The organism is Methanococcoides alaskense, assembly GCF_027594145.1.
In the GTDB taxonomy this organism is placed as follows: domain Archaea; phylum Halobacteriota; class Methanosarcinia; order Methanosarcinales; family Methanosarcinaceae; genus Methanococcoides; species Methanococcoides alaskense.
The window spans coordinates 178,303-194,767 of record NZ_JAQFFK010000001.1 but is presented as its reverse complement, the minus strand read 5'-3'; the positions used below and the strand labels follow the sequence as shown (position 1 = coordinate 194,767).

General features: G+C 43.4%; 10 protein-coding genes. 3 read left to right on the top strand and 7 right to left on the bottom strand.

Annotated elements, in window-relative coordinates; translation table 11 throughout:
* From PBV53_RS00960 to PBV53_RS00950, 3 genes are all read right to left on the bottom strand, one after another.
* Window positions 1-1,104, bottom strand: coding sequence for a COG1361 S-layer family protein (locus tag PBV53_RS00960; protein ID WP_270095326.1), 1,104 nt, complete (start codon window positions 1,102-1,104; stop codon window positions 1-3).
* Window positions 1,104-3,434: a hydrophobe/amphiphile efflux-3 (HAE3) family transporter gene (locus tag PBV53_RS00955; protein ID WP_270095753.1), complete on the bottom strand. Its 2,331-nt coding sequence runs from the start codon at window positions 3,432-3,434 to the stop codon at window positions 1,104-1,106. The genes PBV53_RS00960 and PBV53_RS00955 overlap by 1 nt, the downstream gene beginning before the upstream one ends.
* Window positions 3,435-3,501: 67 nt before the next feature.
* Window positions 3,502-4,005 carry a MarR family winged helix-turn-helix transcriptional regulator gene (locus PBV53_RS00950; protein WP_270095325.1) on the bottom strand — a complete coding sequence of 168 codons (504 nt, stop codon included), beginning with the start codon at window positions 4,003-4,005 and terminating at the stop codon, window positions 3,502-3,504.
* A 505-nt stretch (window positions 4,006-4,510) separates the two neighbouring features.
* Between PBV53_RS00950 and PBV53_RS00945 the strand changes: the two genes are divergently transcribed.
* From PBV53_RS00945 to PBV53_RS00935, 3 genes are read left to right on the top strand one after another with little or no spacing between them, the layout of a single operon-like run.
* Entirely contained in the window at window positions 4,511-5,311 is an 801-nt protein-coding gene (locus tag PBV53_RS00945; RefSeq protein WP_270095324.1) for a mechanosensitive ion channel family protein, read from the top strand.
* Window positions 5,312-5,341: 30 nt separating this feature from the next.
* Window positions 5,342-5,977, top strand: a complete 636-nt coding sequence (locus tag PBV53_RS00940) for a CDGSH iron-sulfur domain-containing protein (RefSeq protein ID WP_270095323.1) — start codon at window positions 5,342-5,344, stop codon at window positions 5,975-5,977.
* Between the two features lie 25 nt (window positions 5,978-6,002).
* Window positions 6,003-7,781, top strand: coding sequence for a thiamine pyrophosphate-dependent enzyme (locus tag PBV53_RS00935; protein WP_270095322.1), 1,779 nt, complete (start codon window positions 6,003-6,005; stop codon window positions 7,779-7,781).
* Here PBV53_RS00935 and PBV53_RS00930 read toward each other — a convergent pair.
* From PBV53_RS00930 to PBV53_RS00915, 4 genes are all read right to left on the bottom strand, one after another.
* Window positions 7,778-8,062 carry a DUF427 domain-containing protein gene (locus PBV53_RS00930; RefSeq protein WP_270095321.1) on the bottom strand — a complete coding sequence of 95 codons (285 nt, stop codon included), beginning with the start codon at window positions 8,060-8,062 and terminating at the stop codon, window positions 7,778-7,780. The two genes, PBV53_RS00935 and PBV53_RS00930, sit on opposite strands and share 4 nt — an antisense overlap.
* A 101-nt stretch (window positions 8,063-8,163) precedes the next feature.
* On the bottom strand, window positions 8,164-8,751 hold the full coding sequence (locus PBV53_RS00925) for a Maf family nucleotide pyrophosphatase (protein WP_270095320.1): 588 nt from the start codon (window positions 8,749-8,751) through the stop codon (window positions 8,164-8,166).
* Between the two features lies 1 nt (window position 8,752).
* Window positions 8,753-11,233 carry a U32 family peptidase gene (locus tag PBV53_RS00920; RefSeq protein WP_270095319.1) on the bottom strand — a complete coding sequence of 827 codons (2,481 nt, stop codon included), beginning with the start codon at window positions 11,231-11,233 and terminating at the stop codon, window positions 8,753-8,755.
* 77 nt (window positions 11,234-11,310) lie between these two features.
* The gene (locus PBV53_RS00915; protein WP_270095318.1) at window positions 11,311-16,446 is read right to left on the bottom strand and encodes a tetratricopeptide repeat protein; all 5,136 of its coding nucleotides are present in this window, start codon (window positions 16,444-16,446) and stop codon (window positions 11,311-11,313) included.
* Window positions 16,447-16,465 lie beyond the last annotated feature (19 nt).

Sequence of the window (16,465 nt, the reverse complement as noted above, 5' to 3'; positions counted from 1 at the left end):
TTACTTAGCTTTTTTAGCCTTCCTCAAAGTATTGTATCCCATGTAAGCTACCATCAGGAGAATTCCTGCAATTGCCAACGTAGTGATGCTTATACCTGCATCCCTTGACTTGAGCGGGACCTCAACAATAATGTTATCCGAGAACTGCAGATCTCCGTCCTCATCACGATACTTGATCTCACTGTCAATTCCATAATCCTTCTCCACCGCAGAGATATCTGCAGCAAGGTCGAATGATGCGGTCTTGCTCTCACCCGGTGCAATATTACCCAGGTTCACAGCTGACTTGTCGGAACTCAACGGTTTCATCACAACTATCCTGGCAAAAGCATCAGATGCTTCGATCTCACCTACATTTGTGTAGGTCACATTGATGACACCTGACTGCCCGGATGTAAGTTCACCTTCCACATCGGATACTACGAACTTTGCTGCCGGTTCGACGATCACCGGGATCTGAAGGGTCGTGTTCCTTGTCTTATAGAATGTTGTATGATCAAGGTCAGGCAGACCAAGTCTGACAATACTTCCATCAGTCATCTCAACCTCACTCTGGAACTCATAACTGACAGGAAGTAAGAGCATATAAGTGCCAGCAGGTGCGTTATCGGAGATGGTGATGGCAAAGGACATCGGGTCATCCGGCAATACTCCCGGGTACAGACTCTCGAGTGTCTGGATACTTGTGATCGGATCGACCTCTATATAATCTGTGGTCGAGACCATCTCAGTCTTTAAACCAAAAGCAGTGGTCCTCAATAACTCATATTCGAGCTCTTTCAGGGACTTTGCATGATCTCCATTTTCCGTATCAACATAGGTCTTGGCCTTAAACCCATACAGTACACCCCTGTTTGAAAGGACAACGCGTACCTGTGCAGTCTCGCCCCTCTCGAACTCAGTGTCCCCAATAACGGAAACATAGAGATCAGGTTCACCGTAGGCATCATAATAATTGGTTGAGAACTCATAGGTCGGCTGTACGAACTCTTTTGCTCCTGCTACAGGAGATGCAGTAACCGCGAACAATGTCGCGGTCAGCAGGACAGCCACTATGACCACTGAATTCACATATCTGTTCTTTTGTTTGTTTTTACAGTTCATCAAAAGGCATCAGCCTCCGGGTCAGTGCTATATTTTGCAATTTCGATCGTTTCTATATTATCTTCGAATGCTTCAGGCATTATTTTTTTTGCATTCCTTTTTTCGCGGAAATTGTCGAGCAACACCATCACAGGTGGGAAGATCACAAATGTTGCGAATAAGGCAAGCCCTACATCTATTACAGTGATCATACCGAAGCCGCTGATCATACCGAAATCTGATGCAATCAGTGCAGAAAAACCGAACAATGTCGTAAGTCCGGAAATGACTATCGCTTTTCCGATCTTTACTCCTGCTTCGGTCATTGCTTCTTCAGGACTGGCACCTTTTTCCTTTTCCTCAAAATATCTCTCCATCATAAGTACAGCATACTCGGAACCCACACCAAGGATGAGTGCTCCCAGTGTAGCTGTCATTGGATTGTATTCCATACCCAGCAGGTACATCAGCCCTCCAGACCACCCAATTACCATGAACATGGTAATAACGGGAACAAGCGCTTTGAGGAGATCGCGGTAGATCAGAAACAGTCCACCAAATACCAGCCCCAATCCCAGGTATGTCATAAAGATACGTCCGGACGTAAGGGCTCCGATAACTTCTATGAACACAACGTTGCTTCCGGTTATCGTAGCTGTCATTCCGGGAGGAGGGGACATCCACAGCACATCATCCCTCACAATATCCGTGAGGACTTCAAATCCTTCCATCCCAATACTTCCCATTACGTCACCAACGTTCAGGTTAAGCAGGAGCATGTTCTCACCGTACATGAAACGGTCTTTTTGCTGACCAGGTATCTGTTCATACAAAGATCTGATCTCAGACTCACTTTCAGGGATTATACCGCCATTCATCGACTTAATGACACTGGCCATGCTTTCCGCCCCGATGATATTGTTCCGGCTATCTACTTCATGAGAGCTGAACTCATCCATCCATTTCAAAGTGTCAGGATCAGCAACATTGTCAGTCTTGATGATAATGTTCAGCTGGTCCTCACCACCTGTAATATCAGAAAGATGGCCTAGTTGGATCAATGCCGGCAGGTCCTGTGGGACAAAGGTTTGCGTATCTGTCTGAATCCCTACCTGAGTATCAGCCACCAAGCCGCCGGCACAAAGCAGAACAGCAATTGATAGGATCATGAAAGGATGTTTTATGGTGAAACGGGTAGTAAGACCCAGCATCCTGTCCAGAATATCCGGCTTGGGTTCTCCAGGACCGGGAGATGATGTCTTTGATTTGTTTTTGCCACTCAGGGACAAGTGTCCGAACTTCTTCTTGCGTATAGATTGCATGTTGTCAAGGCCATATATCACAGTCACACCTACGAACAGGGAAGCAAGGAAACACATCGCAATACCTATGAGAAGCAGTTTCGCAAAATCCTGTATCATAGGTACGCTTGATGTCAAAAGGGAAAAGAATCCCAGTGCTGTTATTATAAGTGCGATCAGGACAGCAGGACCGGTGTGCTTGATAGTCTCCACCACTGCCTCTGCCGGTGTCGCACCACGTCCAAGCTCCTCTTCTATACGATTATGGAACTGGATGGCATAATCTATACCCAGACCGATCAGTACAGGGAATGCGGCCATTGAGACCATGGTCATTGGAATCCCCAGATAGCCCATGGCACCAAATGTGTATATTATACCCAGCAGAACAATAGCAAGAGGCATTAACCTCCACCTGACATGACCGAACACAAGATACAGGACAACGATCATCAGGACAACTGAAAGCCCAAGCAATACACCCATACTTGACATCATGGCATTGTTCATGGAGACCATGAAAGCCGGTTCTCCTGTTACTATTACATTATAGTCAGGAGGGAATTCTGCAAAGGTTACAGATGTTTCGACCTCCCTCAGTATCTCCTGTTTCTGGTCATCAGTTAACGAACCTGCAATCTCGACATAAACAAGTGTGTGAGTACTGTCAGGCATCAGTTGTTCAGGAACATGATTATCTATCAGAGACTGTAGTTCTGCCTTGTCTTCAGGCAGTGATGCATCACCGGTAAGACCGAAATTAGCATCTTTAACAACTGTTGCGACACTTTGAACATCCACTACACCGGGCAGCGACGAAGACATATGATCAAGCCGGTCCATCGCCTGCAACAAAGCGGGATCATTTACCTGACCGTCCTCTATAATTATAACAATGGCTTCCGTACCGAAGATGTTCATATAAAGGTGATCAAAATCCTGATACAACTGGGAAGTTTTTTCAACAAATGTATCAGTTCCAGATTCCATAGTAATGTTCTGTGCACCCTGGACAGAGACAAGGACGAGCAATAAAGCTACTAATAGTATAGGGATAGTATTGTTCTCAATAAAGATTCCCAGTTTTTCGAATAAGTTCTTTATGATGACTACCTCCTTAATTATTATCCGAACGTTTTTCCCGAGCTATCTTCTCAAGGATCAAAAGAGCATGTGAGTGCATATGTTTATGGAATTTGATAAGGACCTTCTGTGCATTTAGTGCTTCATCAATATCCTCATCGCTCAGATCGGACATACATTCTGATGCGACACTGCACATTTTATCGAGCATATATTCAGATCGTTCCAGCCCTTTTTCAGTGAGACCCAATAATGTTTTTCTGCGATCAGACGGATCGTCATTTCGATAAACGAGTCCCTCCGCTTCAAGAGAATAGATCAGGCTTGTGGCACTACTCTTCTTGATCTCCAGATATTTTGCAAGATTGGAAGGCATGACCTCCCCTTCACGTTTTATAAAATGAATAGCCATATTTGCGGTTTTGTTCAAACAAATATCATCTTTTTCAACGAACTGACCGACAAGGTTGCTTTCCATTTTTCTTTTCAGATAGTCAATTTCAAGATGCAACTCTACCATTTGTTTTTTTTTATCCACAATGCACCTCCGTAATTTTTAAGATCATAACTTGGCCACATAAGATTCGATAATCGTATAATTCGATAATCGAATGGTTAGATTTTCTAATATTCGCACCAATATATAAAGCTTTTGTTTTGAATGGCTTGTATGAATATTAAAACAGCTGTGTGTCGATAAATCGCCCTGCATAAAAGAGAGGATTTCCAAGAAAAAAATTAATTGAACACAAGATAGAAAACATGACTTTGAGACACATTAATAGAATATGGAACAGAAAAATTAATGCTATGAATGAGTTGGAGGAGGAGTGGAATTGGACACACCCCCTCGTTTGGAGTCAGCCCCTACACATAATTTATTATATAAAAACATTTTGTCAATTATTATTAAGGATAGATCGAAGAAAATATTCAAATATTGATTTATTTAGAAGAAGAAGCATTTTGGAAGTGGAAAGGTACTATATATCTACCATGAAAACAGAACATTAGTTATTAAATAAAACTGGGGAGTTGGTCTAATGTTATCGCAAAATATACCATACATGGAATTGACCTATTTTGACCTTTTATCAGCATTGATAGTACTCGTATTAGGAATCATTGTTGCAAAGGTCCTCATAAAAATATTCAAGAACGGATTGCAGAAAACAGATCTACCGGAACTTATCGTAGAGTTTCTGTCAAAATTCATCCTTGCACTTCTCTATGTCGCAGTCATCCTTGCAACAGTATCAATGCTTGGATCTGACATTAGCTCGGTCATTGTCGGACTTTCAGCAGTTATCGGCCTGATTCTTGGTTTTGGAATGCAGGACACATTGACGAATATTGCAGCAGGTGTCTGGATAGCCACACTTCGACCTTTTGATAAAGGCGAGTTCTTAATGGTAAGTGGGCATTCAGGAACCGTACATGAAGTAGGTATAATGGCGACCGACCTGCTCACACCTGACAACAAGCTCATCACAATACCAAATAAACTGGTGTGGGGAAGCCCCATTGTCAATGCGACAAGAATGCCCACCCGGAGAGTCGATGTTGATGTGGGAGTCAGTTACGATACCAAACTCGAGGATGCATTAAAGGTTGCCATGGAGCTTATGAAAGATAATTCAATGGTGCTTACAGATCCAACACCAGCTGTTGTAACCACTGCACTCGCAGATTCATCAGTGAACCTGCAACTTCGCGCATGGACAAATACAGCGAATTACTGGGGCGTCAAAGGTGCATTGACGAACGGCATCCTGAATGCATACAAGGAAGCAGACATTGAGATACCATATCCACAACTGGACATCCATATGGACAAACAGTGAAATTATTGATATTGAAGGGGGAACTAAGAAATGACAGACAACAAAACATCCATCCAGCCATCAACGAATGGGCCATACATTGTAAAAGAGCTTAAGGACCTGAATAACTCAAAAGGAGATACATTCGAGCCGCAGCCCATGGTAGCTCTTTGCCGCTGTGGCCATTCCTCGAACAAACCGTTCTGTGACGGAACACATTTGAAAGTGGGATTCACAGGCGAAAAGGTCGAAGGCAGACAACCTGATAAAGTCGATAACTATGTTGGAGAAGGGATCACGATCCATGACAATAGGGGAGTATGTTCCCATCGTGGATACTGCACAGATAATCTGCCAACCGTTTTCAGAATGAAAGAAGAACCATGGATCGACCCTAATGGTGCAAGTGTTGAAGACATAATCAGGGTCGTAGAGATGTGTCCATCCGGTGCTCTTAGTTACACAAAGGACGGAGTCCTGCACAAAGATGTTGACCGAAAACCAGGCATAACTGTCACAAAGGACGGACCCTACGATGCTGTCGGTGGTATCGAGTTCGATGATCCTGAAGGAAACACTCCCGAATCAAAAGAACATTTCACCCTTTGCAGATGTGGTGCTTCGAAGAACAAGCCGTTCTGTAGCGGAGAACACTGGCACATTGAATTCAAAGACGAGAAGAACTAAAATACACTTTCTGTGAGGATATAACATGGGAAAATATAGATGTTCCGTCTGTAACTGGGTCTATGATGAAGAAGCGGAAGGGCAGGATTTCGAGTCCCTGCCTGACGACTTCACATGTCCTGTCTGTGGCGCTCCAAAGTCTGCATTTACTTCAGAGGTAGGGGGCAAAGATAAGGAAGGTATAAAGACAACTGTTGCAGAGAAGATCATTGAGCAACTGGAGGTCTTTGGCGTAAAGTATGTTTACGGAATACCAGGAGATTCCAATTTGCCGCTGATAGAAGCCATCCGAAAGAGCGAAAAGATAAAGTTCATCCTTACAAGACATGAGGAAACAGCTGCTTTTATGGCATCAGCTCACGGGAAGATGACCGGAGAGCTCGGAGTATGCATGTCCATAGCAGGTCCGGGTTGCACTAACCTGATAACCGGATTGATGGACGCTGCCACTGACAGAAGTCCGGTACTTGCATTTGCGGGACAGATCCCGGAAGTGTACCTTGGAAGTGAGGCGTTCCAGGAAATAGACCAGATAGAACTGTTCAAACCATTCACGGAATTCGCAGAGACCATTGCAAGGGAGAATCAAGCCCTTAAGCTTGTCACAATGGCGACTAAATATGCTTTCAAGAAACCCGGCGTATCAGTATTGAGCACACCAACAGACATACTTGCAGAAAAACTTGATGAGAAGGTTTATTCCATCGAAAAAAGAGTATTTTCCAACAAAACATCTCCAAAGGATGCTGACGTTCAAAAGGCTGCAGACCTTATCAATGAATGTCAGAAGGTCACTCTTTTTGCAGGCTGGGGATCCAGGCACAGTGGAAAGCTGATAAAAGAGCTATCTGGAAAACTGAACGCACCTGTTGCAACCACATCAAGAGCAAAAGGTGTTGTACACGAAAATGATAGATTTAGCCTTGGAGTACTGGGATCCATCGGTTCGAAACACGCTGCAAAGGCAATAAAGAACTGCGATCTGATAGTTATAATGGGTTCCGGTTTCAGGCAGGCTAACCTTGTACCTTCGGGAATAAAGATAGTACAGATAGATATCGATCCGACAAAGCTCGGTAAGACCTTTGACGTTGATGCGGGGATCGTCGGTGATGCGGAACTTGTTCTCCAAAAACTTCTGCCACTTATTGAGAGGAAGAGAGAGAACACCGAATTCCTTGAATATATCGACAGAATGAAACAGGAACACCACGAAGAACTTGAAACTGAATCGAACGACCTTTCCATTCCGATAAATTCCGGTTATGTGATACAGGCCATAAAACGCCATGCAGACAAAGATGCGATCATCTGTGTCGATGTTGGGGACCATACATACTGGTTCTACAAGAAGTTCATGTGTGAAGGACAGAGAACGTTCATGTCCGCAAATATTGCAAGTATGGGATTTGCATTGCCAGCGGCATTGTCAGCAAAACTTGATTATCCGGATAAGCAGGTCATCTGTGTGACAGGTGATGGTGGCTTTGCAATGTTAATGGGAGATTTCACTACCGCTGTAAGAGAAGGCCTTGGCATTAATGTCATAGTCTTTAACGATGGTAAGCTCAAGAACATAAAGAAAGAACAGCTACGGGATAATTATCCCGAATACGGTGTGAGTTTCCCGAATCCGGACTTCGCGGAATTTGCTAACTCTGCCGGAGGTGAAGGTTACAGGATAGAAGACCCGAAAGATCTCGATGCTGCACTTAAAAAAGCATTCTCATCTGAAAAGGCATCGCTTATTGAAGTTGTAGTTGACCCGGATAAGATGGCTGCAAGCACAAAAAGGGTAGATTAAGGGATTAACTCAACCCCATTCCCAAAAGCAAAATGACCCGCAATCTCTTTTGCTGCCTCTTTCGGTTCAAGATAGGACCAGGCAGCGTCCTTATTTTCTTCCTCGTTGACAACTATATCGAAATAATATGCCAGGCCTTTCCAGGGACATTGGTAACGAGTATCCGACTCCCTAAAAAGTTCTTTGTTCACTGACTCAGGTGGAAAATAAAGATTTCCTTCGATCACTTTTACCGAATCACTTTCCGCAAGTAAAACCCCATTCCATTTTGCTGTTGCCATGATAACCACTCCTTAAAAATAGTTGAAGAACATCGCTTATGTCTTTTTCGGTGAACTGTAATTTAATAAAATTGAAAAGGGTCTGACAGGAGTATCGAACATCAACCATCATCAAAGATAGAGATACCCATTTCCTGAAGAATTGTACCAAGCCTGAAAAGGGGAAGACCAACGACATTGAAGAAATCCCCATGGATACTTTCAACAAGTACAGCCCCTTTCCCCTGTATTGCAAAAGCTCCAGCTTTGTCAAGCGGTTCTCCTGAATTCACATAGGATACGATCTCATCAGAGGACATCTGTTTCATATTAACATCCGTACTCACGTATTCACTGACACATTTACCGGAATCCATATCGAGAACGGTCATTCCGGTGATAGCCTGAACAGACTTCCCACTTATACTTTCAAGCATTTCTTTTGCCTTTTCCGGAGTATGTGGTTTCCCCAGAGCGGCTCCTTCACAGAAAACAACAGTGTCCGCGGAGATGATGATGCCCGAATCGAAACTTAAGGCAACATCCTTTGCTTTCTCCAAAGAGTGAAAGACCACCAACTCCTCAACTGTCATGTCATGGCGATGAGTTTCTTCGTACGAGCTAACGCATACCTCAAAATTATTCCCGATCAACTGGGAAAGCAGCTCTTTCCTGCGAGGAGAGGCGGAAGCAAGTACGACCTTTCTCACATCACACACCTTTGAAATAGTGACCGGAAGTGAAATCAGAACCCCGTTTGGAATAGATGACCGCATCCTTACCATCCATGACCCGGCGATATGCAGATGTAATTTCCTGAACATCCTTTTTACCATAAAGGGAAAGGTCCAGACGTATCACATCGATCCTGCATTCTTCGAACTTGTCCACATGGTCCAGCATCTCAATGACCATTGAATCATAGATAAGCGTCCTTTCCCCGACACGCTTAACAGGATATTCATCACTCTTCGAATCGACAAGAAGGACCTCACTGCCTTCAATGGTGATCCCATTATCGATAAGAGGTTTTAGCAGATCATGTTCGGTTATGAGCATAAGTTCCCGTCCATGTGCAACCGCTTCGAGCTGGTGAGACTTACCGCGGCAGGAGATATCATCTGCCACATCTTTCATCTCATCCATATTGAGTTCACTGGAAAGGGTCACACGGAATGCCCCTGCCCTGTAGAACTCATCCGAAGTATAGGAATTGAATGTGTTGAACTCCTTCTGCACAACAAAAGGAATGCTCATCTTTCTTGCCAACTCGACCTGTCCCAGAGTATAACAAGCTATACGCAGACCTTCCTCTTTTACGGTCTCGAACATTGGAACAAGTGCATTCAGCTCAGCTTCATGGGATATACGGGGAGCCAGCACAACGATCTCCACCGTTTCCTTGACATCCCTGAACATTTCAGCATACTCCTCTGAAAGCAATTCAGAAAATTTACTGATCGGCAGATAAACAATGTCGGCACCACATTCCACAGCATCAAAAAGAGCACCGCTGTTCTTTACTTCCACACTTAGGAGAGGGATAGTAATTTCAGATCCAACGGCAGCCTTATCATCGCAGAAATGTGTCATATCGGACAACTTCGGATGCTTTTCTTCCCTTCGGTAAGATGCCAGTATCTTTTCCAGCAGCATATCCGCAGCCTGTCTTCTGGCATTTGTGAGCACTCCCATGGGAATGAAAATATCACCATTTATATTCACATCGACGTCCTTTGCCTCAAATGAGGTATCACCGAGCTTCTCCATTGCCTCAACGATCTTTTCCTTTGACATCGGTGCCTTCTGGGCCTTTTGTACTACGAAATCATCAACGAACTCAGCACTAAAAGAAGTAGAAGATATCCTAACCTTCAGAACCTCATCCACACTTGCATCCACTTCAATGGAAACCGGCAACCCCTGTTTCCGTGTTCGCTGCAAACGTTCCAGAAGTCTTTGATCTGTAGTCAGATAAACCTCATTGCCAACGGAAACAGCCTTACCGGTCTTCGAGCTTATCTCAAGAGTAACAGTATCCCCTTTATTTGCCTCTTTGATCTCCTCGCCATCTGCATCAAAAAGCTTATTCACAGCTGATCCCAGAACACCGGCCTTTGTATGTATGCCCACACCATCTTTCAGACGAATATCCTCGTCCAATGTCAGAGTAATGCTTGTATTGTACTTGAAATCCTTCACATTGGTGATCTTGCCTAAAAATACACCATAACTTGAACTGTATTTCGGATGTGCGACATCCCTGTCACCAAGAACGAAACCTTTGGTAAATCCTCTGTAGAACAACTGCGCAAGGTCTTTTTCGAATCCCTTGATCTCATCCTCACTAAGTTCCTTAGAACCACAGAAAGCTTCCACGACCTGCTTATAAGCCTGAGAACTTTCGGTCACATATTCCGGTCTTTTCATCCTGCCTTCTATCTTCAAGCTTTTCACACCGGTTTTGACAATATCACCAATCTCGGAAAGAGTGCAGAGCTCCGCACAACTGATAGGGAATCTACCTGTTATCTTCTCATTCACGCTCCGACCGTTCACAACAAAAACATAAGGTCGTCTGCAAGGCTGTGCACACGCACCACGATTGGCACTGCGGTCATTAATGAAACTGCTGAAAAGACATTTACCGGAATAAGAATAGCACAACGCACCGTGTACAAATATCTCGATCTCAACATCGGAATTCTTAACGATGTCCTCGATCTCCCGGACCTCAAGTTCCCTCGAAACAATGACACGGACCGCACCGGCATTTGCTATAAAGTTCACACCTTCGATCGTATGAATGGTCATCTGTGTGCTTGCATGCAACGCAAGGTCAGGATAGCTCCTGTGAAGGATGCTCAAAAGCCCGAGGTCCTGAAGGATGATCGCATCGATACCAAGCGAATATGCTTTATCCACAACATCAAGGGCATGTTGGAGCTCATTCTGTTTCACAGGTATGTTCAATGCAAGGAAAGCCTTGATACCATGAGAGTGAAGCAGATCGATGGTTTCCTCAAGATCATCTACGGAAAAGTTCTTCGCGCCTTTTCTTGCATTAAGGTCCGTAACACCAAAATAGACAGCATCGGCACCGCCTTTAATTGCACCTATCAATGCATCGACATCGCCCGCCGGAGCCAGTATTTCCGGAGGAGTATTACAGACCGTATTATCATTTTTCAAAATATCAACTCATCAATTTTAAGGGAGGTATCTTACTTTCCGTAAGAAATACCTATCCCTATAAAAGAACTTCCTGTTCAGATCTCGCTTCTTAATTCCTGTGCTGCCTCATGCATACGGATAGAATCTTCGCCCCTTCCCATCTCACCAAGCAATGAACCAAGATTATCAAGGGTTATGGAAGCGTGTTTCTTGTAACGAACATTCTCCGGGTCAGCATTAAGCAATTCAACATATGCCTCAAGTGCTGATTCATAGATGCTCTTTGCATCTTCATCGCGACCCATATCCGCGAACAGTTTTGCAAGATTGTTCAATGTAAGAGCAGCACCGTACTGATATGCTGCATCCTCTTTATCCCTGTCAAAAAGATCGACATACGTTTTAAGGGAAGCCTCGAACATTGCTTTGGCTTCTGCAAACTCACCATCCTGTGCAAACATCGTACCAAGATTGTTCCTGATAGAAGCTATCCCGAACTCCTGCAGCATTGGCGATTCACCTTTCTCAATAAGTATGTTCCTGATGCTTAATGACATATCATAACTTGAACGTGCATCAACATTCCTACCAGCATTCATCAAAAAACTGCCCATGCGGTCATAGAGATCAGCCACCTTCGCATGATGCGAAAGATCAGATGGATCAAGAAGAGAAAGCTTCTCGTACATAGAGATAAGGACATTGAGATCCGCTTCTTTTTCACTGTCATCACAGTCAATTTCAAGAAGACTTTCCATATCCGACAATACATTACGGAACATAGAAATGAAAGTGACGTTTTCAGGCTCCTCTTCCATCAATTTCATCAGGATATTAAGAATAGAACCATACCTTGAACGGACATCATCGATAAGACCAGCATTCATCAAAAGACCGATCATTGGCTCATTGAGTTCTACGATCTTTATATGATACGAAAGGTCGGAAGGAACCAGAGTGGAAAGCTTCTCATACATCGAGATGAGGAAATTGAGATCCGATTCCTTTTTACTGGCATCAAATTCCGTATCAAGAAGAGATTCCAGATCAGTCAATATCGTATGGATCATGGAAAGGAAAGTGACATTATCAGGCTCCTTTTGCACCAGGTCCATAAGAACATCAAGCGTGGAATCAGACCTTGAACGGGCATCATCAAGACGACCAGCATTTATCAAAAGAATTATCATGCCCTCATTGAGTCCAGCGATCTTTGCATGATAAGAGAGATCAGATGGATCAAGAGTGGAAAGCTTCTCATACATCGAGATCAGGAAATTGACATCAGCTTCCTTTTTACTGGCATCACCTTCAGTTTCGAAAAGAGATTCCATGTCATTCAGTATCGTATGGATCATGGAAAGGAAAGTGACATTATCAGGCTCCTTCTGAACCAGGTCCATAAGAACATCAAGCGTGGAATCAGACCTTGAACGAGCATCATCAAGACGACCAGCATTTATCAAAAGAATTATCATGCCCTCATTGAGTCCAGCGATCTTTGCATGATAAGAGAGATCAGATGGATCAAGAGTGGAAAGCTTCTCATACATCGAGATCAGGAAATTGACATCAGCTTCCTTTTTACTGGCATCACCTTCAGTTTCGAAAAGAGATTCCATGTCATTCAGTATCGTATGGATCATGGAAAGGAAAGTGACATTATCGGGCTCCTTCTGAACCAGGTCCATAAGAACATCAAGCGTGGAATCAGACCTTGAACGAGCATCATCAAGACGACCAGCATTTATCAAAAGAATTATCATGCCCTCATTGAGTCCAGCGATCTTTGCATGATAAGAGAGATCAGATGGATCAAGAGTGGAAAGCTTCTCATACATCGAGATCAGGAAAGTGACATCAGCTTCCTTTTTACTGGCATCACCTTCAGTTTCGAAAAGAGATTCCATGTCATTCAGTATCGTATGGATCATGGAAAGGAAAGTGACATTATCGGGCTCCTTCTGAACCAGGTCCATAAGAACATCAAGCGTGGAATCAGACCTTGAACGAGCATCATCAAGACGACCAGCATTTATCAAAAGAATTATCATGCCCTCATTGAGTCCAGCGATCTTTGCATGATAAGAGAGATCAGATGGATCAAGAGTGGAAAGCTTCTCATACATCGAGATCAGGAAATTGACATCAGCTTCCTTTTTACTGGCATCACCTTCAGTTTCGAAAAGAGATTCCATGTCATTCAGTATCGTATGGATCATGGAAAGGAAAGTGACATTATCGGGCTCCTTCTGAACCAGGTCCATAAGAACATCAAGCGTGGAATCACATTTTGAACAAGCTTCGTCAAGACGACCAGTGGTTAGCAAAAGGATGATCATACGGTCATTGAGTTCGGCGAGCTTTGCATGATACGAGAGATCGGAAGGATCAAGAGTAGAAAGCTTCTCGTACATAGAGATGAGGACATTGAGCTCAGCTTCCCGTTCAGTGTCAGAATAATCAGTCTCAAGAAGATATTCCATGTCACTAAGTATCGTACGTATCATAGAAAGGAAAGTGACATTATCAGATTCCTTTTGTAACAGGTCCATAAGAACGTCAAGGGTAGAATCATATTTTGAACGGGCATCGGCAAGACGACCAGCATTTATCAAAAGGATGATCATGCCCTCATTGAGTTCGGCGAGCTTTGCCAGATACGAGAGATCGGAAGGATGAAGAGTGGAAAGGTTCTCATACATAGAAATGAGGACATTGAAAATATATTCTTTTTCAACGTCATTATCGTTCATTTTGATAAGAGACTCCATGTCACTAAGTATCGTACGGACTATAGAAATGAAAGTGAGATTCCCAGGTTCCTTCTGAATAAGCTTTATCAGATCGTTAAGTGTGGACTCATATTTTGAACGGGAAGCAGAGAGACGACCGGCGTTCATCAGAATATTGCCCATGCGGTGATCGAGTTCGGCGATCTTCACATAATGGGAGAGATCGGAGGGATACAGCTGGGAAAGTTTCTCGTACATAGAGATAAGGACATTGATATCAAATTCCTTTTCGCTGTCAGCACAATCAACCTCAAGAAGATGTTCCATATCTGCAAGTAAAATACGGAACATAGAATGGAAAGTGACATTATCAGGATCCTCCTGAATAAGATCCATCAGAACAGTGAGTGCTGAATCATACTTTGCACGGGCAGCATCGAGGCGTCCGGCGTTCATCAAAAGGTTGCCCACCCGCTCATTGAGTTCGGCGATCTTCACATGATGAGAAAGGTCGGAGGGATCAAGAATGGAAAGGTTCTCATATATAGAAATAAGAACATTGAGATCAGATCCTTTTTCACTTTCATCATCGTTCATTTCAAAAAGAGCTTCCATATCGTTCACTATTGTACGGAATATAGAAAGGAAATTGGTATTATCAGGTTCTTCCTTGATCAATTTCGTCAGAACATTAAGTGTGGAACTATACCTTGAACGAGCGTCATCAAGACGACCAGCATTCATTAAAAAACGACCCATACGCTCATTGAGTTCAGCGATCTTTACATGATGAGAGAAGTCGGAAGGATCGATATTGGAAAGCATCTCGTACATAGATATCAGGGCATTGAGGTTAGATTCCTGTTTGCTGGCATCCATGTCAGTTTCAAGAAGAGATTCCATGTCATTAATGATCGTATGGATCATGGAAAGGAAAGTAACATTGTCAGGCTCCTTCTGAACCAAGTCCATAAGAACATCAAGCGTGGAATCAGACCTTGAACGGGCATCATCAAGACGACCAGAATTTATCAAATGACGTATCATGCAGTTATCGAGATCGGAGATCTTTGTAACATAAGATACGTCAGAAGGATAAATATCGGAAAGATTCTCGTACATATAGATGAGGGTATTGAGATTAGACTTATGTTCGTTGACATCACGATCAGTGTCGAGAAGAGATTCCAGATCATCCAGCATCTCACGGATCATAGAAAGTAAATTGACATTCTTAGGATCCTCCTGTATCAGATCCATGAGGTCGTCAAGAGTTAGAGCAGCCTTTGCACGAACATCATCAAGGCGACCAGCACCTATCAGAAGGTGCACCATGCGGTCATTGAGTTCGGAGATCTTTGTAGCATATGAGAGATCAGAAGTATCAAGAGTGGAAAGCTTCTCGTACATAGAGATGAGTATATTGAGATCGGCTTCCTTTTCGCTGACATCATTATCAGTTTCAAGAAGAGATTCCAGATCAGTAAGTATCGTACGGACCGTTGGAAGGAAAATTGCGTAATCAGGCTCATCCTGTATAAGATCCATAAGAACAGTAAGTGTGAACTCATACCTTGAACGGGCATCGGCAAGCATTCCCCGATCCGCATTGTCGCGGGCAAGATTTACCAGTCCGAAAATAGAATCAGTGATTCTTTCAAGGAAACGTGGTTCATCCTTTGCGAGACTTTGAAGCATATCCAACAGTTCATGAAGCTTTTTGCTGGAAGCATCGTATTCCTGCATATCAAGAAGGACATGGACCTGTTTATCCAGTATATCTACTAGGTGGTCACGGAACAAATTGTCAGAGGTATCGTTCTTTAGCAGTCCGGAATATCCGCCATAAGCACTTTCAAAATTCATTCTTGCATCTTCCAGAATTCCCATATCATAGAGAAGATTGGCAAGATTGGTCTGAATGGTCAGAGCTTTAATACCATTGGAATTGTTCAGAGGATCGAGTACAATGAGCTTAGTTGATAACTTAAGGGCTCTTTCGAACCTTTCTTTTGCATCCTTTTGCTGACCTATTTCAGCAAGGATGGTAGCAGCATCATTGAGCGCAGATGAAGCAGATGAACAATTAACAACATTATTCGGCTCTTTTGAAAGCAGTTTATCATATGCTTTTATCGTTTCCTCAAAGAAAGGTCCGGCATGCTCTGTATCACCTTTATTGACAAGAAGAGTAGCGACCTTGTTCATAGCCAGGGCTTTGTGCTCTACAAAAGTGGGGTCGGACTTTGCAAGATCATCCAGTAGCTCAGATGCTTCCATATATCTCTCAAGAGCTGCATCAATTTCCCCTCTGGATTCCATTATTTCTGCAACAGATTGAAGAGTATTTATTAGCAGATCGATAGAATCTGCATCCTTTGCTTGCTTTTCAGCAACAAGCAGTAACTCAAGAGCGTCTTTCTGCTGTCCGGCATCTAAAAGGGACATCCCTTTTTTGAAATTACGAAGTGCCATATCTTTTGATCTTTGTGACATGATCTCTAAACCTGTGATT